The organism is Bacillus sp. K2I17, from assembly GCF_002209985.1.
Taxonomy (GTDB): domain Bacteria; phylum Bacillota; class Bacilli; order Bacillales; family Bacillaceae_G; genus Bacillus_A; species Bacillus_A wiedmannii.
In genome coordinates this window covers 163683-185315 of record NZ_NJGF01000007.1, presented here as the reverse complement: position 1 = coordinate 185315, position 21633 = coordinate 163683, and the positions used below count along the sequence as shown (strand labels likewise).

General features: G+C 33.5%; 21 protein-coding genes, 2 other RNA genes and 1 riboswitch. Of the genes, 2 read left to right on the top strand and 21 right to left on the bottom strand.

Translation table 11 applies throughout. From position 1 onward, the window contains the following. Positions 1 to 31 precede the first annotated feature (31 nt). The 15 genes from CER22_RS11435 to CER22_RS11365 all read right to left on the bottom strand — a co-directional run bounded on the left by CER22_RS11435 (position 32) and on the right by CER22_RS11365 (position 14504). A complete protein-coding gene (locus CER22_RS11435) occupies positions 32 to 1579 on the bottom strand; it encodes a hypothetical protein (protein WP_142293465.1) in 1548 nt (515 codons plus the stop codon). 91 nt (positions 1580 to 1670) lie between these two features. Further along, positions 1671 to 2720, bottom strand: coding sequence for a glycosyltransferase family 4 protein (locus CER22_RS11430; protein ID WP_088608776.1), 1050 nt, complete (start codon positions 2718 to 2720; stop codon positions 1671 to 1673). After that, the gene (locus tag CER22_RS11425) at positions 2717 to 3517 is read right to left on the bottom strand and encodes a glycosyltransferase family 2 protein (RefSeq protein ID WP_088608775.1); all 801 of its coding nucleotides are present in this window, start codon (positions 3515 to 3517) and stop codon (positions 2717 to 2719) included. The genes CER22_RS11430 and CER22_RS11425 overlap by 4 nt, the downstream gene beginning before the upstream one ends. Beyond that, complete coding sequence (locus tag CER22_RS11420) at positions 3492 to 4706, bottom strand: O-antigen ligase family protein (RefSeq protein WP_088608774.1); 1215 nt, start codon at positions 4704 to 4706, stop codon at positions 3492 to 3494. The genes CER22_RS11425 and CER22_RS11420 overlap by 26 nt, the downstream gene beginning before the upstream one ends. A gap of 3 nt (positions 4707 to 4709) precedes the next feature. After that, positions 4710 to 6146: an oligosaccharide flippase family protein gene (locus tag CER22_RS11415; RefSeq protein WP_142293464.1), complete on the bottom strand. Its 1437-nt coding sequence runs from the start codon at positions 6144 to 6146 to the stop codon at positions 4710 to 4712. A 37-nt stretch (positions 6147 to 6183) separates the two neighbouring features. Beyond that, a complete protein-coding gene (locus CER22_RS11410) occupies positions 6184 to 6822 on the bottom strand; it encodes a sugar transferase (protein ID WP_088608772.1) in 639 nt (212 codons plus the stop codon). A gap of 18 nt (positions 6823 to 6840) precedes the next feature. Beyond that, positions 6841 to 7461 (bottom strand): CpsD/CapB family tyrosine-protein kinase, encoded by a 621-nt coding sequence (locus CER22_RS11405; protein WP_137035195.1) that lies wholly within the window; start codon positions 7459 to 7461, stop codon positions 6841 to 6843. Next, positions 7448 to 8191: a YveK family protein gene (locus CER22_RS11400; RefSeq protein ID WP_088062739.1), complete on the bottom strand. Its 744-nt coding sequence runs from the start codon at positions 8189 to 8191 to the stop codon at positions 7448 to 7450. Before CER22_RS11400 ends, CER22_RS11405 begins: the two co-directional genes overlap by 14 nt. Continuing rightward, the gene (locus tag CER22_RS11395; RefSeq protein ID WP_088608771.1) at positions 8192 to 9385 is read right to left on the bottom strand and encodes an acyltransferase family protein; all 1194 of its coding nucleotides are present in this window, start codon (positions 9383 to 9385) and stop codon (positions 8192 to 8194) included. It lies immediately after the preceding gene. A gap of 328 nt (positions 9386 to 9713) precedes the next feature. Beyond that, positions 9714 to 9854 carry an FbpB family small basic protein gene (locus tag CER22_RS11390; RefSeq protein ID WP_046955196.1) on the bottom strand — a complete coding sequence of 47 codons (141 nt, stop codon included), beginning with the start codon at positions 9852 to 9854 and terminating at the stop codon, positions 9714 to 9716. Positions 9855 to 10214: 360 nt separating this feature from the next. Next, positions 10215 to 11081, bottom strand: a complete 867-nt coding sequence (locus tag CER22_RS11385) for a 5'-3' exonuclease (protein WP_087980021.1) — start codon at positions 11079 to 11081, stop codon at positions 10215 to 10217. A 130-nt stretch (positions 11082 to 11211) separates the two neighbouring features. Continuing rightward, positions 11212 to 11937, bottom strand: coding sequence for a P-type ATPase (locus tag CER22_RS11380; RefSeq protein ID WP_000964966.1), 726 nt, complete (start codon positions 11935 to 11937; stop codon positions 11212 to 11214). Between the two features lie 342 nt (positions 11938 to 12279). After that, a riboswitch (M-box (ykoK) riboswitch) is annotated at positions 12280 to 12445 on the bottom strand. Positions 12446 to 12570: 125 nt separating this feature from the next. Continuing rightward, a complete protein-coding gene (locus CER22_RS11375; RefSeq protein WP_000606860.1) occupies positions 12571 to 12957 on the bottom strand; it encodes a DUF350 domain-containing protein in 387 nt (128 codons plus the stop codon). Next, entirely contained in the window at positions 12954 to 14189 is a 1236-nt protein-coding gene (locus CER22_RS11370) for a glutathionylspermidine synthase family protein (RefSeq protein ID WP_088062737.1), read from the bottom strand. Before CER22_RS11370 ends, CER22_RS11375 begins: the two co-directional genes overlap by 4 nt. Positions 14190 to 14192: 3 nt before the next feature. Next, positions 14193 to 14504, bottom strand: a complete 312-nt coding sequence (locus tag CER22_RS11365; RefSeq protein WP_000169026.1) for a hypothetical protein — start codon at positions 14502 to 14504, stop codon at positions 14193 to 14195. 83 nt (positions 14505 to 14587) lie between these two features. Here CER22_RS11365 and CER22_RS11360 point away from each other — a divergent pair, with 83 nt between their 5' ends. After that, positions 14588 to 15037 (top strand): hypothetical protein, encoded by a 450-nt coding sequence (locus CER22_RS11360; RefSeq protein WP_088062736.1) that lies wholly within the window; start codon positions 14588 to 14590, stop codon positions 15035 to 15037. 54 nt (positions 15038 to 15091) lie between these two features. Here the strand turns inward: CER22_RS11360 and ssrS (CER22_RS11355) are convergent. From ssrS (CER22_RS11355) to CER22_RS11335, 5 genes are all read right to left on the bottom strand, one after another. Further along, a non-coding RNA gene (gene ssrS, locus CER22_RS11355) (6S RNA) lies at positions 15092 to 15275 on the bottom strand. 21 nt (positions 15276 to 15296) lie between these two features. Continuing rightward, positions 15297 to 15479: non-coding RNA, 6S RNA (gene ssrS, locus CER22_RS11350), on the bottom strand. Between the two features lie 116 nt (positions 15480 to 15595). Further along, complete coding sequence (locus tag CER22_RS11345; protein WP_000637539.1) at positions 15596 to 16429, bottom strand: sulfurtransferase; 834 nt, start codon at positions 16427 to 16429, stop codon at positions 15596 to 15598. Between the two features lie 2 nt (positions 16430 to 16431). Continuing rightward, a complete protein-coding gene (locus CER22_RS11340) occupies positions 16432 to 16704 on the bottom strand; it encodes a YpbS family protein (RefSeq protein ID WP_000451816.1) in 273 nt (90 codons plus the stop codon). Positions 16705 to 16725: 21 nt separating this feature from the next. Next, complete coding sequence (locus CER22_RS11335) at positions 16726 to 17193, bottom strand: GNAT family N-acetyltransferase (RefSeq protein ID WP_087985571.1); 468 nt, start codon at positions 17191 to 17193, stop codon at positions 16726 to 16728. 72 nt (positions 17194 to 17265) lie between these two features. Here CER22_RS11335 and CER22_RS11330 point away from each other — a divergent pair, with 72 nt between their 5' ends. After that, positions 17266 to 17520 carry a DUF3931 domain-containing protein gene (locus CER22_RS11330; RefSeq protein ID WP_000369740.1) on the top strand — a complete coding sequence of 85 codons (255 nt, stop codon included), beginning with the start codon at positions 17266 to 17268 and terminating at the stop codon, positions 17518 to 17520. A gap of 3 nt (positions 17521 to 17523) precedes the next feature. Here CER22_RS11330 and CER22_RS11325 read toward each other — a convergent pair whose 3' ends face one another. Then, positions 17524 to 21183 (bottom strand): dynamin family protein, encoded by a 3660-nt coding sequence (locus CER22_RS11325; RefSeq protein WP_088608770.1) that lies wholly within the window; start codon positions 21181 to 21183, stop codon positions 17524 to 17526. Positions 21184 to 21633 lie beyond the last annotated feature (450 nt).

Here is a 21633-nt window from a genome sequence, read left to right as displayed (position 1 = left end):
CTCGTCCAAGCATTTACAACCAATCATCATCTCAAGTTATTTTAGTCGTAATAAGCTGACCAGCCTCATTAATCGTTACTTTCCATTTCGCTCCACTAGCAGTCTTCATAATGATACCTTTACTTGCTTCTATTTCAATATCTCCAAACATTCTTCCACCAGTTGTCGCTAACCAAGCATTCCCATTTTCCATCGAAGACCTTGCAAACATACGATTAATCCGAAAACGTTTATGGTCTTGAGAATAACCACTCAATGTAATTCTTACTTTATATAGTTGACTCGCCTTCATATTCGATATAATTGTATCGCCTACATTTAATGGAACATCCGATGCAACAACCCAATTTCCAGTTGCACTTAATGCATATTCAATTTTAATTTTCTTCGGGCTCTCTCCCCATCCAAAATACATTCCAAAACAATTTAACATTTTGATTGGATTTTTCGTAAAATCTAGCTCAATCACAACTGGATTACTATCTGGAACATCGATATAGTTTACACTTTGTTCATCTATTAAATTGAAGCAATTTGCAAGATTCCCCCCATAAGGTAATTTCCCACTAACTTGCTTAACAGTATACTTTTGCTGAGCGTTTACTAAAATATCATCTTGATTCCCTATTAAATGTGGTTTATTTAACGTAATCGGTAACTGAATTCGAAGAGATTCTTCATAGGTAGACGTACAAACATTGTATTGCCCTTTATCTACAATAGTTGTGGAAAGTAAATTTGAAAAAAGGTAGTTACGATGTGAATTAGAAGAAAATTCAATGACAATCTGTTCACTACTCATCCGGTACGTATCCCAAATCATACAATCAAATGTATTATAGGCACCCGTACAACGAATGACTTTTTTCGTTTGCTGTCTACATTGCACTTGAATATCCTGAAACGTATTTCCTGAACTTTCATTTGGTAAATCACTGTTTCCATCAACTTCTATCCCATACTGACATCCATCAATAAATATAGATTGAAATACATTTGCGTTAATCCAGCAAGGTGTATTTATATCATCTATATATTCTGTCTTCAAATGTATTGCAGTTTGAAAGTTTTTAATTTGAATAAAGTTAACTTGAAAGAAACTAATATAATCCCATGCTTTTTGACAATAAAAGTGTATAGCCTTACCTTTATATGACGACGTTGCATTTATTATATTAATATTTGATATAAGAGAGTGATTAGGAACTTCTATTTGTTGTGAACCGGAAACATAAATGACAGCAGATTGAAACACTGGGTTTATAACTTGAACTGTACCACCTGTAATAGACGCATTTTGTTGCAGTTCAAACGCATTAAAATCTCCATCAATTTGCAACGTAACAGTAGGATCTAGCTCTAATCTTACATTTGATTTAATAACAATCGGTTTTACAATTTTGTACGTATTAATCCCTGTAATTCTAACCGTCGAAATTCGGTTCGCTACACAATAATTTATAGCTTGTTGAATTGCTAATGAGCTATCATTCCCTGGGTTCGGAACTGCACCAAAACAATCAATATGGACACTATTTTCTGGTGCACAATCTTCTTGGGAAGAAATATATTCTGACAAAATAAATTCACTCCTCATATTACCTTTTTCATATAATATGTGAGTTTTCTCTTAAAAGTTTCTCTAATAAAAAAACAAACGACTTGCACGGTCATTTGTTTAATTCATATATACTTTTCGTTTCTTCTATCATTTTAGTTAATGAGAAATATCTCTCTGCTTTCTCTCGTGCTTTCAGTCTAATACGATTCACCTTTTCCTCATTTCCTTGTAGTTCCTCAAGCGCACTTGCGAATATAGATTCGCAATATTCAGTTAATAAAATACCTGATTCTCCATCTATTGCTTCATTTATTCCGCCAACATCTATTGAAACAATCGGTGTTCCTGTAGCCATTGCTTCAATTACCACCATTGGAAACACTTCACGAAAAGATAATAAAAGTAGGGCATTCATATTTCCTATAAACCTATGTGGCTCTGAAATATTCCCTAACATCTTTACACTTTGCTGCAATTCATACTTTTCTATTTCTTTCATAATAGATTCTTTTTCTGGTCCATCACCAGCAATATAAAACAAAAAGTCATCTCTTTTTTTCAACACATTTGCAATTTTTACAAATAATTGATGGTTTTTCTCCTTGGATAGTCTTGCTAATATCCCTATTTTATAAATAGATTCTGTCTTTTTCTGCTGGAATAAAAACTTTTCAATATCCACGCCGTTATAAATTGTCTTTATTTTCTCTTCTGCTACATGCATTGAAATTAAATTATTCTTTTCAAACTCACTTACTGTAATAATATTATTCACATATTTATTTATAAAATAACGAAAAAGAGTTGGCATTTTCTTTTCTAATATCGTTACATTATGTTTCGTATACACGACTTTTATCTTTTTTTTCATGAACTTTTGAATTGAAAAGGCATATAATACCATTCGTAAACTATTTGCATGAATAAGTTCTATCTTTCGTTTGCAAATTTCTTTTCGTAAGTAATGAATATTTCTCAAATGATTCCATCGACTAAGTAACATGAAATTTTCTTTTCTAGTAAGAGACTCATATAGTTCTCCATCACCTGCAGCTGTATAAACCGTAAATTTCTCATCACGCAAATTGCTTTCCAATTTACAGAAATAACTCTCGGCTCCTCCAGTTATCAATTTATCTGTCATCAACAATATATTCATAATTGCGTCTTCCCAACTACATTGATTTTATTTTTTCTATAGGCATGATAAGCATACTTACTAAAATAGTAAAGGATTTGCACAGCATTAAGTCGCTTTTGTTCCCTTAATAATTTCCAATAACGAAAAGCGGCTCTAATTTTATTTCTCGAAACAGAATTTGCTACAATTCTATACTTCGCTAACACTTGCTGTATCCCTTTCGCTTCATGTCCTTCATGTAATAAGTTCAGCCATAACGCTGTATCTTCCGGCTGTACACTAGGCATTTCAATATGCGGAATTTTTTCACGATCAATCATTACTGTTAAACAACCGATAATTGTATTTCCTGCCAAACAATGATAGTCAACAAATTTTGGTACATCCACTTCACGATTTAGTTCATTACTGTTTTCATCGATTAAACTATACGATGCATATGAAAAGGCCGCATTCATTTCTTCCATAAATAACAATTGCGTCTTCAATTTATGAGGCAACCATATATCATCGCTATCTAAAAAGGCAATATACCTTCCTCTCGCCTCTTCAATCGCTATATTCCGAGCTTTAGCAGCACCAACATTTTCTTTTAATGATAATAGTCTAATACGCGAGTCCCCTTCTATTATCTCTTTAATTTTTGCAAGAGATTGGTCCGTTGAAGCGTCATCAACGATAATCATTTCCCAATTTTCATATGATTGATTCTGTACAGATAAAATCGTCTCACCTATAAATCGTATACTATTATAAGAAGGTGTTATTACAGAAACATGAGGCGCATTATTATGTGCTGATAGACATTGTACCATCTACCTTTCCCCTTCCTTCATATATTGAAATGTACTTTACAACCATTGCTAAAAATAAAAAGAACGCTTCGTTAATAATGAGTGACAATGACATCATCTGAAATAAAAATGCAATCATAGTTAATAAAAGATACGGTTTTTCACGAAACAAAGTATACTGCGTTAACTTGAACATTAATATGCATAAAAAAGCGCTATATAAAAGAAAACCAATTGTACCCGATTCAGACAAAATTTCTAAAAATGTATTGTGCACATATAATTTTTCGTTAAATTGAAACTCATAATAATTCGAAAAATTAAACGCACCGATTCCGATATATGGATTGGATAAATAATATTTAAAAGCAGCTTCCCATAATGTAAATCTTCCACTTCCATTATCATGCGAAAAATCAGAAATTCGTTTATTCAATATGTCATCCAATTGGCCACCCATTACACTATTCGATAAACAAAAAATCACTACACCAAACATTAGTAAACTCATTATTATTTTTATTTTTTTTGCAAAACTAGATGTACATACATATACAAAAACGACAAGCACAAGTGCTAATATTCCTCCCCTTGAAAAGGTTAATAAACTTGTCGTAACACATAAAATCAATCCTAAAATGTTCGTCATATTATGTAGGTTTGTCATATAATACATAAAAAATATTGTATTATAAAAAATAAAAATGTTAGGATCATCTAGCAAACCAATTAATCTTGGATATCCTCTATCAACTAATAGTCCAGCAAAAATTTCTCTTTCTTCTCCACCGTACAATCCAAAGTGCTGTAAACCGACTATATACAGTATTAGGCTTACAATATTAAATATGAATCCTACATAGACAATAGATGATTCAAGTGTTGCTATTTCAACATTTCCTAATAAATTTCTCATTATAAAATAACACCCTAAAACAAGTAGCACACCAAAAATCATACGAATACTAGCATTTAAATATATAGAAAGAATTCCACTGAAACAATAGATGAAATAAAATAGCAAAAATACAACTTCATGAAAATATAGCTTTTGAATATGAAAGTTTTTAACTGTTAAACAAAAATATATGACTAAAAAAATCATATATATCTTCAGCGAAAATCCAATATATATGTTGTATTTACTTAACATGACAAATAATATTAAGAGCATAATCCATTTCATCGATATTTTCATATTATTTTCCATAGGCTATATCCCCTGTTTCGTAATATAATCCTTTTTGCGTGTTTTTCTTATAAACGAAAGAAGAAGTTTTTTCAACTCATAATCATATAGGAATATACCAACTACTACGATTAACGTATTCAGAACGAGCGCAATGAAATGATATGTGTGCAATATATATTGCACTCCAATAAAAGTTACACCAAAATAAATTGTATACGGTATTACAATTTGGAATACAATTTTTTTCTTCACTACACTTACCGCTATATACCCAACTAAAGCCACAATTTCAAATAAAACCATAGCGTAAGCCGCTCCTATCACTCCACCAATACTACTAAAGCTATAAAGCATAACCCCACCTATCACTAACGCTATACATTGCACCAACGTTCTTTTATTTTGACGTCCACTCGTTGTTAAGCCGTCAGCTATAGCAATATTTAAACTTTGCAGCACAATGAGAAATGATAATATTTGGAGTGGCTCTACTGCATTTCTCCATTCTTCCTGAAAAAATATAGAAATAAAGTATGGCGCTAAATGATATAAACCTATCGTCATACATATTCCCACAATCGCCATTGATTTTATTTGAAGTAAGTTTAATTTCGTATGCTCTTCTAAATTATTCTGATTATAATGCTTAAAGAGCACTGGATAAAATGCACCTGCAATCACCCCTGGCACTTGATATAAAGCTGCTGGCATCCGATACGCCACTGCGAAAACACCTACCATACTTAATGGCAATGTATAGTTAAGTAAGATAGGTGCTAATTGTGGCGTACTCATTATTAAAAAACCACTAATAATAAAAGGTGTCAATTGCCAAAATAACGCTTTATGAATTACGACCTTCATATTCATACTCGTCTTTCTTTTCATTACATATATGCTGAATACACCACCGATCATATAACCAAATCCATATAAACGAGCAGTTATATAAACTGGTAACTCTCCGAAAATACAAAAACATGTAATGATAATGACAACTGCCGCTGATACAACTTTAATAAGCGCTATATACTTCATACGCTCCGTCAGCTGAAAGTAGGCAATCCCTATATTTTGCCAAGTTAATCCTATTAACATGAAAAACATTACGTTTATCATCATATAAATCAAATTTCTATCCGCATACATATAATGAATAGCAATATAGCCGATTATAGAAATAAAAATAAGTAGAATCATCCTTACTTTTATATACGACGATAAAATTGTCTCTAAGTCTACTCCATCTTTTGCGCCTTCTCGAAGAAACGTATTTGTAAGTCCTAAATCTGTAAAAAATAACATAACAAACGTCACTGCTATAGCAACACTAAACATCCCATAATTTTGTGCATTAAAAAAATTTGCTAAAACAATTAAACTCACAGCCTGAAGAAGATTAGCTAAAATTGTGCTATAAAATAGATGGATAATATTATTTAAAATAGATCTCCCCATACCTGCTCTCCTTTGCAAGCAACCTACTTACATATATTTATCTTGCACCATTACCGTTCAATACTATTAAAACGGTTTTAAATAAAATCCGAATGTCCATCTTAATCGTTTTCATTTCAATATACTCCATATCCAATTTCAACTTTTCTTTCGGATCAAGATTATATCCTCCATTTATTTGTGCCCATCCTGTTAACCCTGGCTTCACTATTAAACGATCCTTGAATTCTGGAATATACGTATCAAATTGTTTATAAAAATACTCTCTCTCTGGTCTTGGTCCGACAAAAGACATATCACCTTTTAAAATATTTAAAAGTTGCGGTAACTCATCAATTCTCGTTTTCCTGATAAACGATCCAACTTTAGTAATTCTTGGATCATTTTCATTTGCCCATTGTGGTCCATTTATTTCAGCATCTTTTACCATCGACCTTAATTTAAATACATTAAACTTCCTTCCATTAATCCCCAAACGTTCTTGAAAATAAATTGGAGCTCCTGCTGTTTCGAAAGCAATCATAATACAAAAGAACAACATAATTGGTAGCGTTAATAGTAACAATATGAGTGAAAATATAATATCAAACAAGCGCTTTATACTTCGATTCAAAATACTGGTCTTTTCTTGAGCCGGAATCGTATACAACTTGGCTTGGTTTGTTTCACGAATCATAGATCGTTACCCCCACATTCAAGAATATAAAACTATACCTATTAATTCACATTCTTTCCTCTTTATATTTGCTATCACTTTTTGCACCTTACGTAGGGAATCTTTTCGCTTTTTGACTGCTAAGACCACTCCATCGCATTTCCCTGCAATCATGTGCGTAGCAGGAAGCTCAAATACTTCAGAGGAATACAAGAAAATATAATCAAAATCTTCTTTCCACTTCGCCATTACATGATCAAATTCATCCGTAGCAACTAAAGGCGTTCCGGTGTGTACTGTTTTTTGGGCAGGAATACAATATAAGTATTTAGATAAATTACTAGAAAAAGATTCATAACTACAAGGGGAATCGTTTATTATATCGTTCACTGTTTTCGTATAATTGCTTTGTAATAGTAGATGTAGTTTAGGATCAGAAAAATTCACGTCGATAAGTAACACCTTTTTTTTCATCTCTGCAAACACTACCCCTAGATTTACTATAAGCGACGCGATAACACCTCTATCCTTCGTTGAAGTAACTGTGAACACTTGTTTCCCCGATTTTTTCAACTCGTGATACACCGTATAAAACTGCTCTTTCATAAAAGCATCATGCGGATTAAATGGCAGCTTTTTCTTTGTCTTAAACATCGACATGTTCACCTCGATATATAGATGATTGCGCATCAACTTCTGTAGATTTCTTTTTTCTATTCGGTTTCATATTTATGTGACCAATAACAGATACTGTTGTTATTTTCTCTAAATCTTGTTCCACGTATATACGCTCATCAAAATAATCTCGAAATACAGCTAAACCTATCCCAACAAAAAAACTAACAATTAAAGAGATAGGAATGATAAGTTGAAATTTCGGAAACAACTTTTCAGCTTTTTCCTGTAACTCAGGGTCAGTTAATATTTTTATCCCCTGTACATTCGTATACTGTTGAAAGCTTTTTTGAGATTGTTCTGCCAATGACTTTACAATTTCTTTGACGATTGTAGGATCCGAATCTTTTACTGTGACAGTAACGATTTGTGAGTTGTCCATATTCACCACTGAAATTTTTTGTGCTAATTCATAAGTTGATTGCTCTAATTTTAAATTTTTTTTAACCGTTGAAATAATGAGTGGACTTTTTAATATATCAACATACGACGTTACAAGTTGCTTATTTTCCTGTGTTTTATTCACTGCATTTTCCTTATTAAACCCATCTAAATTCCCAACGAGAATTTGCGTTGAATATTGATACGAAGGCTTTAATATATACATAGAAATAAGAATTAAAGAACCTGTTACACAACACATCGTCAAAATAATTGTTACTACTCTTCTTTTCAATAGCTGCTGAAAATCCTTCATACTAATTTCTTGCTTCAATTATTTCACCGCCTTTGTTTGAATGACATCCTGCAACTCACTTTCTGCAGATAGTCTTTTCTTTTCTAAATTCGATTGCTTTGTTATATACTTTCCGATCCTGAATGCAAATTTTTCTACAAACAAATAAGAAATTATTGCTAGTATAAACGAAAGAATGAGCGATAACATTAAAACAATAGGTAACGGAAATATTTCATGAAGCATATACACTAGGGAAAATAAAGATATGATGTGGTATAAATAAAGACTGTAAGAAATCTTCCCCAAATATAACAAGTATTTATTACGTAGCAAGGATGACAAAGTTGATACTGACAAGCTTAATGTGACAAATAAACATGCACTTATCGCTACTACGTAGTCTCGAAATATAAAATTATTAAGCAAATTAATTTCTCCAACAAGCCCTTCATACATATAAAGTAAAACCGCAAATAAAAACCATGCAATTTTCTCATTTTTAGTACGATTACTATAAAAAACTATTAAATTATTTTTATATTTCGCAACTAGTGCTCCTAGTAAAAACAGCACTGTGTAATGCAGAGTTAATGCATAACTAGTTAATGTTAAACTTGAGTGAAATAAAAATAAAATCACGACAGAACATATACTAAAACTAAACAATGACAATAATGAATACCTCAACGTTTTTCGTAAACAAACCATCAAAACTAACGGAAAAATTATCGATATTCGCATTTCATGAACAAGTGACCAAATTACACCGTTATATGCATCTGTATTATATTTCCCAATTAATAAAATATGTTGCGCTATTAAGCTTAAAGAACTTTCAATCGTCCATGAGCGATTAAACCATTCACTTAAATTAGAAATGCCATATTTACTCATTGTAGTCTGGCATAAAATAGCTATAATTATTGCTACGATATATGGAATATAGATTCTACATATACGCTTTAAAAGGAATGATCCGTAGCTATCGTAGTTTTTTTGAATGGATCTATACAAAACAAATCCACTCAAAACAAAAAAGATAATAACAGATTCGTTACCACTACTAAAAATTAGACGAGCAGGTGTTTCTTTTAATAGATAAATAACAAATGGTTTATTATCTTCATAACTGTAATTTTGAAATACTGAAAAAATCATTAAATGATGGCCAATCATTACTATCAATGAAGAAATTCCTCGTATAGAATCCAGTTCTTCATACCTATCCATCGTTTTACATCAACTCCTACTGAAATGATAATAATCATTTCAAAGCGACACCATTATTCATATTCCTCTCCTTTCTTTTCATTCCAATTTTTCATATTAAAATGATTTTATAGCGTAATTTTGAATGTATTGTAACATTTTTTGTAATATTATGAATAGTGAATCTTCAAAATTGATATATACCAATTACAACCTCGAAAAATGAATAATATTGACAGAAAAACACTATAAAAACATCTTGCATAGTTACAAAATTAAAGAGAGGAATAGAGTTTTTTCAATATAAAATAAAAAAGATAGCCTTTAAAGGCTATCTTTTTTATTTTATTTAATTATTGGCACCACTATATGCTACATGTCGTTTCTCAATTCTCTCTTCAATTTCTTTCATATTTTCTTTATTATTTAATAGTGATTGTTTATTTTCAATTAATAATTGTTTAAAAGATTTTCTCACTTTTTTTCTCATTTTCATTGTCCTCCTTGGGGGATGGTTTATATAAAAGATAAGGAATTATCTGTGTGCCCTTATAATAATTGATTGTTGTGAATTCCATTTGAACTTCATATGAAAATTTCATTTATTTTCTGACAACTTTGTGAACATACAAAAATGTGATCATCTTAAAACCATTTTGAAATTGCTTCATTTCATTATAAAAGTTGCTATTGTCATCAACTTCTATCAATATATTTTGTCGAAACATTTATATATTTAAAATTGAGTTCGATATAATTTTATTTACTACTATACTGTTCTTAAAAACAAAAAGAGGGGTGTTATATAAGTCAAAGTTTGACTTATATAACACCCCTCTTTCAAAACTATTTATAGCATATTGATTAATATTTCAGGTCTTCCCCAATTCATTTCTTCACAAACGAATCTAAGTTTTTCTTCATCCATTGTGTGTAATCCTTCTTCTAGTAAACATGAAATTGGAACTTCACAATGAATTTGTGCCAATTGTAATGAAATATTTAAGTTCTCTAAATCACTTTCAATCTTTGTACGCTGCGCTTTCGTTAATGTTGCTACATTTTCTAGTACGGTTGCTACTGTTCCATGCTCTTGAATCAATTTATACGCTGTCTTTTCGCCGATACCTTTTACACCTGGGTAATTATCACTCGTATCTCCCATAAACGCTTTCGCATGCACGATTTGCCACGGCTCTACGCCTTTTTCTTCCATGATTTTCTCTGGTGTGTAATATTCGTAATTTCCAATTCCTTTGCGCAAGAGCATAACTGTAACGTTCTTATCAACAAGCTGAAGTAAATCCGTATCGCCTGTTAAAATATAAACTTCCGCTTCATTACAGTATTGTTTTGCAAGCGTACCAATACAATCATCCGCTTCATACCCTTTCATACCGATAACTGGAATAGACAATTTCGCAGTCATTTCTTGAACTAAATCAAATTGCGGAATTAATTCTTCAGGCGGCGCTACACGATTCGCTTTATAATTCGAGAACGATTCTGTTCTAAATGTCGTACTACCCATATCCCAGCATGTTACGATATGTGTCGGTTCAATTGCTTGCATAGCTGTTAATAAATGTTTCATATAACCATGAATCCCATTTGTAGGGGTACCATCTTGTCGTTTCATAAATTGTCCGTAGACACTTGTTGCGTAAAAAGCACGAAATAATAGTGCCATACCATCAACTAATAATACTTTTTTCATAATCCCTCTCCTACCAAAAAAATAATAACCCCACGTCATCACGTAAGGTTATATAAATAGATTACCATTCTACGTTTTTTCAACTTTGTCTATTATACATTGTTTTTGTATATTTAGCATCATTTACACATTAAGACGTTCTACTACAACAAGTATGAAGAATTCCTGTATACGTATTTTTCCCAGTCGAAACAACTACAGCCTTTGCATTTCCGCCAACAATATGAGTCCCTTTGAAACATACGTTTTCAAGTTCAAGTGGATTATAGTCTTTCATTCGTTTTAAAGGAATAAATCGTTTACGCTCAAGGTGATAGCAACTTTCAAATTTCTCAATACTTGCATCTTTTCCTGTTAGCACGGATTCATTTACTAATAAATCATTCGCGTAAATGATACGTACATCTGCTGGTACTGTATCACCTTCTGAAAGAAAAATCATATCCCCAGGAACAAGTTCTTGTACTGGCACATTCATCATTTTTAATTCACCGTTTAAACCTGTTACACTAGAACATTCTACTCGAGACACAGTAATTTTCTCACATTGTAATCCATCACGCACATGTTGTTTTGAAAAACCTGGAATCATTCCACTTAGCTTCATCATTACTTCCGCAATACGCGCTCTTTTTGAAATTAATTCGTTTCGGCCGTATACTTGAATGCGTTTTTGTGCCTCTTTCATAGATAATCCGTCTCTTGTTGTTTTAAAATACGCAAATACAGATTTTACATCTCTCGTTGCGATTTCAATTAATAAATCTTTATTTTTTTGAAGCATTGTTTGTTCTTTCATTGATTTTTTACTTAATTTATATGACGTGTTACCCACAGTTTTGTTTGCATATAACATATTATCGTCTCCTCCTGTACAACATAGGAAGAAACGCTTTGTTTCTCAATTTATCCACTTTACCGTAACAGTGTTTAGCGCTTAAACATGCATATAAACGCTACATTATGATAAATATAGAGGGAGGAACAAGTCGTTTCCTGCCTACATCATATATTTTTGATTTGAAGTATATGGGTAACGGAACCGAGTCAGAATTTGACATGCTCCTCACCTCCTCGTTTAATTTTATAGTTTATACTATGAAGTTACTCATAGATTTGTAACAAAAAGACCCTTACTCCGAAAAGAGTAAAGGTCTTGGCATACACAAATAAACGATTCCTAAACAATTAGAAATCTACGGACCTCTCCCTCACCGAGTTTTAGCACTGTATAGCATAGGTACATTACCAGCTACGTTAAGAAAAACCTTAATTCGATCATTCCTGTTGACCCATTGGCGTCTCTCGACATTTTTGGGCAGTAGCATTTCTCTATACAGGAGCCTCACCTAACAGAGACTTATTTTTATTACATAGAAAATGTTACTCTTATTTAAAATAGATGTCAACAGTAGCCTACAATTTTTTCGAAAGGTATGGCGAACTAACGTATATAAAATAAAAACCTTTACGTCTAAACGTAAAGGTTTTAATAAGTTATACAACCAGCAATTACAATCCCAATGGAAAGCGATAAAAACATAAGAAAAAGACCGACTGCTTGATTATCTTCTTCAAGACTTTTGTTTATATTAAAGCGTGGTGTAAGCCACTCAGCTAAATAAAAGACGATAATTTGAGCCAAAATCCCAACGGCTCCCCACGAAACCATATCAAGAAGTGAAATGGAATTAGCTGCTGTCGAATATAAAACAATAGCTAACCCAAGTAATCGTCCTCCAAGTACATAGCTTACCGCCTTATTCCCTTGGGCCATTAACTTAAATTCTTTTACTTTCGTTGTCACTTCCATGAGGAACAGACCAATGCATAAAAGGCCCAGTGTTACTGCTAAATATAATAAAAAATTAATCATATACTTTCCTCCTTTTTTATACCTACCGGTAAATAGTACGATTCATTCCCCGTAATTTTTTCCCCAGCGCGAATACCGATACTACTCGCTTTTCCAGCAATTAAAAACGAACCAAACACATACGACAGTTTCTCCATCCCTTTCTCTGTTTCCAAAGATACGACTGGAAGTTCTGTATACTTTTGAAATATCGGCAGTGACGCTTTATACGTTTGGTGTGCATTTTGAATCATAATATTTTCGTCCTTATCGCGAACGGTAATTGTGTCTCCTTCTCTACCAAATGAAGGTTTTTGAACGAAAGAACCTTTTCCCAAAAATAAATCTCGTTCTAAATATGTAGGTAACATATATTCTTTAATCCACTGTTGTTCCTCATTTGTATAAAAGGCCTTTTCTTCTGCTAACCCCCAAATCAGACACTGAATTGATTTTGGCTGAAGTAAAAATGCTGACAAAGGATTTATTATAAAAAGCTTTCCGGCTTTTACAAGTTGCAACAGTTCCACACCTACGAAGTCTCCTGTTTCAGGATCTTGATCCTCAATTAAATCTTCTATCGGATATGTTTGGCGATATAAAATATCAATCTGTACTCCATCCCTATCCACTAAAGCATCTTTTGTAATTCTAAGTTCTGACATTGGCACTACTTTATTTTCAACATGGCATAACTGACTCAAATACATAGTCGTATTCCAATCCTCAATATGTTCATGATGTGCTGTAAAAACAACATTTGGGTTATCTATTCCCTTTGTCGCTTCCATTACGGCCTTTGTAACACCAGAAGATAGTAATCGTTCTTGACCCAAGTTTGGATCATCATAGCCTAGTTTTCCACAAACTTTTCCATTCATTTGAAAGCATTCCATAATAAAAGTTGGTGTATCACTATTAAACTCAAGCATTTTAATTTGGTTATCACTTGTTAAAACGAAATCAAATCGTGAAATAACAGATTCAGGATATAATCCTTTCATTCTAATAAACGATAAGCTTGCAGGAGGATACCCAAGTTCAAGAAGCTGTTCGTCACTTAAATTCCGCAAAAGTTTAGCAGTCTTAAAAAATATTTTCCCCATTCGTTCAGTTGCTAATTGCAATTGTTTCATAGTCTGATTTGTTATAGAGAAAACATGAAACAAACTATACTCACATTCATATAAATCCGACCAAAAATTCGGATATTTCGAATAAAACGCTTTTCGTTCTCTTATGTATTGCGACATATGTTAGCCCCCAAATCCTCCCTTTGAACCGCTTCCAATTCCACCTTTAAATTCCGCAGACGATTGATAAGATTTAAACGCCGATGAATTTTTAAAAGTGGATTTATTTTGATAGTAACTCCCACCATAAAAATAATGCCCACGATAACCTGACCTACTATCATCACACTGCCATACCCCAAGTTCATCATCCCAATCCCAATCTGAACAACTATTATCATTCGGTTTTGGGGGAAGATCTTGTGCGCAGCCAAATAAGGTGCCAGTCATTAAAGACGTTACGACACCACCTACTAGCCATTTCGTTTTTGTCACCTTCGCACTCCCCTTTTTAAATTCTATTCCTATTATATAAGATAGCATGATAAAGTAGAAGAAAAAGGAAGAAGAGGGATAAAATGCGCTTAGAATATCGACTTAATGATGAAACGAAAAGATATCCTGCTTTATGGAGCTACGCAAATATTTCTAACTCTGAAATCATCGCACGCATGACGTGTGAATATTTTATAAAGGATAACAAGACATATGTTGTTACTGCTACTTCAGTAGATCCAGACGGAACAGCAGTTATATATATTCAAAAAGAAGAGTTTGCAAATGACCCTTCAGATCCTACATACTCTCACATCGGTTTTGAGGTTAGAGAACTAAGTGAAACGAGTTCAAGCATAATAGATCGGAAAGATGTATGGAACTATGAAGAAATTTTGCCATCTCTTCATTCAGACCTTATATATATTCAGCGCGACGGCATGCATATGGAGTTCGCTTTAGATTCAAGAGAGATTGATGAAGATAGAAAGTGCTATATTTATTATGGAAACTTCACAGGTGAATCCAGATAAAATAGATATATGTATGCAACAAAAAAACCTTACGTATAAAACGTAAGGTTTTTATATAGCCCCACATATGCCGTTCTCTCTAGATGTCCATAAACCTGCTCTCACAGGTGGATGCTCTCACAAATGTTTGTAACTTCCTTCTTAAAAAGATGGCATGTTAGCTACATTTAAATATTGAACTTCCATATTAAACTTATTGGTTTAAGACATGCATAAGCTACGTACACCGTAGGAATTTTATATAATGTTAGTTGAAATAAGACCCCCGCACGTGCCGCTCCTCGTAAATGTCCAAAAACCCGCTACTCGCAGGTGGATGCCCTCACAGTTACCGTACATCTTCCTCCACAAGGAAGGCTTGATGATGGTCGCTAAATATTGAGCTTCCGTATAACTAACATCGGTTTTAGACATAAATAAGTTACGTACACCGCAGGATGTATTATTTACTTGTCGTTATATTATCACATTGTTTCCAATGTGTAAAATACAAAGTTTTTCGAGCAATTTCTTGCTTGTGACCTTATTTTAATACAAATTATTTTTGCATGCAAGTGATTAATCTTCTTCTTTTGCAATTTGATTTTCTGGATAAGAAATCCAATCACTCCAGCTACCTGCATACAATTTAACATTTTGGAATCCAGCTAATTTCAATGCAAGGATATTTGGACAGGCTGTAACACCAGAACCACAATATACAATTGTTTCCTTATCTTTCGAAAGATTTCGGAATCGTTCTTGTTGCCCAGCTTCATTCTTAAATTGCCCTGATTGTACAATTCCATCCTTCCAAAAATAGTTTACTGCTGTCGGAATATGTCCTGCTTTTGGATCAACTAGTTCCTCTACACCAGCATAACGTTTTGGCTCTCTAGAATCAATTAACGTAACATCTGCACCTGCATGAATATTCTCTCTCACCGTTTCCATCGTTACAAGCATATGATCTTGTACATTTGCTTTGAATGTTTTTCGTATAGCAACAGGAATTTCCATTGTTATCGGTAGTCCATTCTCTTTCCAAGCTGGAAATCCACCATCTAATATATATACTTTCTCATGTCCTACATAGTTTAATAACCACCAGAGACGAGAAGCATTTGCACCCGCTTGACTGTCATATGCAATTACTGTCGTATGTTCATCAATACCAGCTTGTGAAAGCTTGTCTGCAAACTCCTCAATATTCGGCAATGGATGGCGACCACCATGTTCTGTTACAGGACTTGATAAATCTAAATTCAAATCAAAATATAATGCATGAAGAATATGTTCTTCCTCATACTTTTCTCTACCCCAATTAGGATTCGCTAAATCAAAACGACAATCGATTATACGGACATTCTCATCTTCTATATGCTCACGTAACCATTCGACTGTAACTATCATCTTTAACGACCTTCTTTCTCTTGCAAACGACTTACATACTCCATAACCATTTCTTCTGTAACATATTTACGCTCTAGTGTAACACCATTTTTTGCAAGATCATTAATTTGCTTTGTTACAACATTAATGACATCAACCGAAAATTCTTTCCCATTTGACGCAAGAGATACGGCTGCTTCAATAGCTGCTTCACGCTGCGCATCTAATTGTAAACATGCTTTTACACTTTCATTTTGTTTACGAGAATGTGCTGTAATTGCTTTATGTACTTCCATCTTCTCTTCCCCCTAAATAAGTTATACGTTCTCATTCAATTCCATTGCAAGCCGAATCATATCACGGCATACAATCCCATTTTCAATAATCTCTTCTTCATAATGCTTCGAAAAGTAATCAAAATCAATAGAAAAAATACGAAATCCACATTTTTGATATAAAGCAAGTTGTGAAACACTAGAATTGCCCGTACCAACTTCAAGTTTTGACATACCATATCCTTTAGCAGTTTCTACGGCATGACTTAATAGCTGCTTTCCAATCCCTTTTCCTTGCAAATGCTCTACAACCGCAATATTCATAATTTCCATCGTCTTCGGCCTTGTTTCCAAAAGAACATATACACCGACAACTCTCTCCTCCTGCTTAGCTACATATGTTTTCCCTCTTTGTACATATGTATCAATTTGCCCCTCACTTGGATCAGCAAGCAATAATAAAGGTTTCGGTATAGCTTCTTTCGAAATATACTCTATTACTACACACATAAAAAACTCCCCTTTCTCTATTGTTCTAAACCCTCCTTGTCTACCATAAATAATAGAAAGGAGGGATTCACCATGGACAACAATGAGAAAAAGTGCAACGTCATCTCTATTGATGGAAAGAAGAAGAAAAGCGACACGTATTCCTACCCAAAATTAGTAGTAGAAAACAAAACATATGAATTTTCTTCATTCGTCTTATGCGGTGAAACACCAGACGGCAGACGCCTCGTTCTTACTCATATGATTTCTACCGATGAATTTGCTGGGTTTGTCAAATCTTTAGATACAGTATTGCAAAAGAAAATTGAACGAATCTTTTTCTCATAACGACTATATCACATAAATTTCTTTTTCAATCTCTACTAACTGCTTTTGCAATTGTTCTTTACTTTGTTCATATAGTGATACATCAATTGTTTCAGCCAATGCAAATAATACACTTTCATAATAATTCATCACATCTTGCTGCATCACTTTTTGGAATAAGTTCCATTTCAAATCCCACTCTTGCTTATAATGATGAACAAATAAATCTTTTTCATCAGCTACATAGTTTGATACGAAAGGCTCTAATACAACTTTAGCCTCTTCTTGCATGAAAGCTTTATCATTTTTTTCAAAAAAGCTTTTTTCATTTTTAAAATGCGCCAGTGCTTTTTTGAAATCTTTTATTTCAACTGAAGGGAACGGTTCTTTATGTGCAATATCTTTATATTCATAATCCACTGTTCCACTCATAGAAATTGATTCATTTTCTACTTTACAGTTCACCACAATTTCATTCTTTGCACGCTTCATCGCTTCATCTATCCATTTCTCAAGGCGTAATGATGTCGCACGCATTTCTTGTAGTAAATCATGCTGAATAAATGCCACTAATTCCATAACGCACTGTTGCAACTGCACTTTCACATTCCCATCCGTTCGCAGCGATGCTGGATTAATAAATTCAGTAAACACATCGTTATAGCGTAGGAATAGACGCTGTTGCACGTAATAAAGCAATTCTTTCACTTCATTTTGCATCGCCTGCTCTTCAGCAAGCACACTATATGATGAAATAATATGAAGTAGCTGATCACGCTCTGCTTCATATTTTTTCGTTTGCTTCTCTTTCTCTTCATTCCCCTGCTTTGCACCGTTTATCATATTTACTAAAAGCTGATCTGCTCCTTGCAATGTACCATATAAAGCATGAACAGATACGAGCATTAAATCTCTCATCATAAAGGATGTAAATGATTCCTCGAACTTAGCAATCCCAGAGTTTTGTAAAATACCGTACTTCTCTTTTTCAATATTCTTTCCTTGCTTCTCTTCAAGTGCACATAAACTTGAAATTGCAAATAAACGCGGATTTCTAATACCGTATTGCAGTAGCTGGTCTGCGATATAACCTTTTACCATTTCAAGTTCTTCTTCAGACTCTGCTAAATCGGCCGCATTAATTAAGAAAAACATTTTATCAAGTGCAAAAGTATCCTTTACACGACCAAGCTGGATTAAGAATTCACGGTCAGCACGAGAGAACACATGATTATAATACGTTACAAATAAAATAGCATCTGCGTTTTTAATATACTGGAACGCAACGTCCGTATGGCGGGCGTTAATAGAATCCGCTCCAGGTGTGTCTACAAGCGCTACTCCTTGCCTTGTTAAAGCACAATCATAATAAAGCTCCATGTACTCAACAAAACATGATTTTTCTTCATTCGCTACATAATCAGAAAACTCTTCTAATGTAACTTGTACTTGCTCCCCTAAATGAGCAGAAACCGTATCATACCCTTTTTGTACCGCTCTTAAAAAGCTAAATGTTGTTTTTTGCTTCCCAGTTGGTGAAGGATATTTCATAACTTTATCAATTTGTGCTAACGCTGCATCTAACGTAGTAATCTCATAATGAAACAACTTATAAACAGCTTTCATATCTTCTAATAGAGCTTGCTTTGATTTGAATTGAACCATTACTGTTCCGTGTGGTTTTTCCTCTGTAACCGGCAAAATTTGATTAATCGTTGCCGTCGTCGGATTTGGTGATACAGGAAGTACATTCCCACCAAGCAATGCATTAGCAAATGATGATTTCCCAGCACTAAAAGCTCCGAATAACGCTACTGTAAATTGTTTCGTTTCCACACGACGCCTTTTTTCTATTACCTCTTGCTGTACATGTTTCAGCGCTGGCAATGGCTCTAATATCGTTTCAGCTTTCTTCACTTTCTCTAATATACGCTGAATATTTAAAGCTGCTGTTCCTTTTATCTCTTCCTCACAAGCCATTACGTTATCGTTTACGCTTTCCTGCTCTTGTAGTGTGAATTTCTCACTAACAATTTGTATTTTACTTTGCAATATCTCCTCTATTTGCAAGCCTTCTGGTGTAGCAACACGCTCGTGCCAAACATTTTGCAAATAACTTTCATATGTCTCTAAATTGTTACTGTATTGCAATTGCGTTTCTTTTGCCGTTTGCAACATCATATATTTTTCAATCTCTTCTTCAATGCGTGCAACTGCTTCCTTCACCTTTTGCTTTAAAACGACTGCACTTTTATCAAAAATTTGCTGCGCTTTTGTAAAATAACGTTTCTTCAGTTCATTCGCTACATCCGCTGTATAAAGAAGTAAGTAATCACCTGTGAAACCTGCACCTTGTTTAATGACTTCAGCTAACATTTCTGGTCCAAAAGCAATTTCTAAAGCATATATGTCTTTCCCAATTTCCTCTGTGAACAATCCTTCTTCTTTTAAGAAGGCAACAATAAATTCTTTCACATGAAAATCAAGTTGCGTTTCAACAGTCTTTTGCAAAGCAGAATAAAAAGCATCTAAACGTCTCTGTTTTTCTTGCTCCGTCTTTCCTTTCGCAAACAACAAACCGACCTTAAATTTAGTTAATTTCGTTTCTAAATACGCATTTGCCAATTCTCTCATTTCAAATGGCATTAAATACGCGTTATCTAATATAGCTTGTAAGCCTTTTATAAATTCGTTTCTCACATGAGATTCTTTACTAGCCTCGCGTTGTTTAGTTTCCGTTAGCTCTTCTTTCTTTTCAACTATCTCTGAAATAGAAAGCGGCGATGCTAGCTCTTCCTCATATTTCAAAAGAGCTTTTTCATTTTCTGAAAGAATAAATGAAAAATGTTCCCCCATTAAATATTCTGTTTCTCGCTCCATTCCATCTCTTACATACTGCACTTTTTCTTTCATAATAGAAGTAATTAATGTTTCTAAGCTCCCAATTTCATTATGTGTATGGTTCATCATTCGTAATGAAGTATAATACACTCCATCTACTTCAATATCCCAGTTAGAGAACGATTGTTTTACACTATCTTTATAATCCTCAAACGATAATTCATTTTCTTTATGTTTATCTATTTGATTTACAACGAGATAAACCGTTTTATTACGTTGTTTCAATTCTTTAACAAATTGCAAATTCACTTCCGATTGGACGTGATTATAATCCATCATATAAAAAATCACGTCTGCTAGATGCAGCGTTGATTCTGTCGCTAATTGATGGGCATCATCTGTTGAATCAATCCCTGGTGTATCAACTAACATAACACCCTCAGGAATTGGCGCATCATTCCGATAAATATGAACACCAATTACCTCATCACCGTCTTTACAAATTTGTTTTAATTCTTCAGCTGAATATGCACCATCATATTCGTACTGTTCTCCAGATTTAACTGTTACAACAACACGATCCATTCCTTTTTCAATTTTGACAACGTTAGCGCTTGTCGGAATTGGACTTGTTGGTAACAACTGCGCTTTATATAGATGATTCATCATCGTTGATTTTCCTGCAGAGAAGTGACCGCAGAACGCTATCATAAGCTGTTCTTGTTTATATTTTTGAATCACCTCAAACAACTTTACACTATTCTCTGCATCGCCGTGTTTTTGCCACTCTTCATAAAAACAAACAAGTTTTTTCATACCGTTTGTCTGTACTATGTTTGTCATCCCCTTGTTCCCCTTTATCCAAGATGTATATACTTTTTCCCGCTATTTGCGAGCTCATAATCATCAGGAGATACATCCCCTCATCGATTACAGTTTCACTTTACTATCATACTAAATTTTCAGCATATTCTCATTAAAAATAAAAAATCCCTTTCATTTTTTTTACAAATGAAAGGGATTTTATGTCATATCACTCATTTTGCTGTTCCTACTCCATTTAAAACATACTTTGCAATAACTGCATATACAGTGACTGTACCTGCTACTAATGCATATACCATACTCATGCACCAACCTTTTTTGATAATGATTATCACTTTTAAACACATTTTATCATTAAAGAGAATCATTATCAATACTTTTCATAAAGAAAGCCCCTTATAGAAAGGAGCTTTACTGCCTGTTTTGAAGAAGGTTAAAACTTGTTGTGCACTCTTATTATATCTCATA

Excerpts from the sequence above, each read along its gene's own strand:
- CER22_RS11325 (WP_088608770.1), bottom strand. The coding sequence starts at position 21,183 with ATGACAAACATAGTACAGACAAACGGTATGAAAAAACTTGTTTGTTTT.
- CER22_RS11345 (WP_000637539.1), bottom strand. The coding sequence starts at position 16,429 with ATGATAGTTACAGTCGAATGGTTACGTGAGCATATAGAAGATGAGAAT.
- CER22_RS11425 (WP_088608775.1), bottom strand. The coding sequence starts at position 3,517 with ATGGTACAATGTCTATCAGCACATAATAATGCGCCTCATGTTTCTGTA.
- CER22_RS11330 (WP_000369740.1), top strand. The coding sequence starts at position 17,266 with ATGGACAACAATGAGAAAAAGTGCAACGTCATCTCTATTGATGGAAAG.
- CER22_RS11415 (WP_142293464.1), bottom strand. The coding sequence starts at position 6,146 with ATGGGGAGATCTATTTTAAATAATATTATCCATCTATTTTATAGCACA.
- CER22_RS11385 (WP_087980021.1), bottom strand. The coding sequence starts at position 11,081 with ATGAAAAAAGTATTATTAGTTGATGGTATGGCACTATTATTTCGTGCT.
- CER22_RS11430 (WP_088608776.1), bottom strand. The coding sequence starts at position 2,720 with ATGAATATATTGTTGATGACAGATAAATTGATAACTGGAGGAGCCGAG.
- CER22_RS11405 (WP_137035195.1), bottom strand. The coding sequence starts at position 7,461 with ATGTCGATGTTTAAGACAAAGAAAAAGCTGCCATTTAATCCGCATGAT.
- CER22_RS11390 (WP_046955196.1), bottom strand. The coding sequence starts at position 9,854 with ATGAGAAAAAAAGTGAGAAAATCTTTTAAACAATTATTAATTGAAAAT.
- CER22_RS11370 (WP_088062737.1), bottom strand. The coding sequence starts at position 14,189 with ATGTCGCAATACATAAGAGAACGAAAAGCGTTTTATTCGAAATATCCG.
- CER22_RS11340 (WP_000451816.1), bottom strand. The coding sequence starts at position 16,704 with ATGGAAGTACATAAAGCAATTACAGCACATTCTCGTAAACAAAATGAA.
- CER22_RS11375 (WP_000606860.1), bottom strand. The coding sequence starts at position 12,957 with ATGATTAATTTTTTATTATATTTAGCAGTAACACTGGGCCTTTTATGC.
- CER22_RS11380 (WP_000964966.1), bottom strand. The coding sequence starts at position 11,937 with ATGTTATATGCAAACAAAACTGTGGGTAACACGTCATATAAATTAAGT.
- CER22_RS11410 (WP_088608772.1), bottom strand. The coding sequence starts at position 6,822 with ATGATTCGTGAAACAAACCAAGCCAAGTTGTATACGATTCCGGCTCAA.
- CER22_RS11395 (WP_088608771.1), bottom strand. The coding sequence starts at position 9,385 with ATGGATAGGTATGAAGAACTGGATTCTATACGAGGAATTTCTTCATTG.
- CER22_RS11335 (WP_087985571.1), bottom strand. The coding sequence starts at position 17,193 with ATGTGTGTAGTAATAGAGTATATTTCGAAAGAAGCTATACCGAAACCT.
- CER22_RS11420 (WP_088608774.1), bottom strand. The coding sequence starts at position 4,706 with ATGGAAAATAATATGAAAATATCGATGAAATGGATTATGCTCTTAATA.
- CER22_RS11360 (WP_088062736.1), top strand. The coding sequence starts at position 14,588 with ATGCGCTTAGAATATCGACTTAATGATGAAACGAAAAGATATCCTGCT.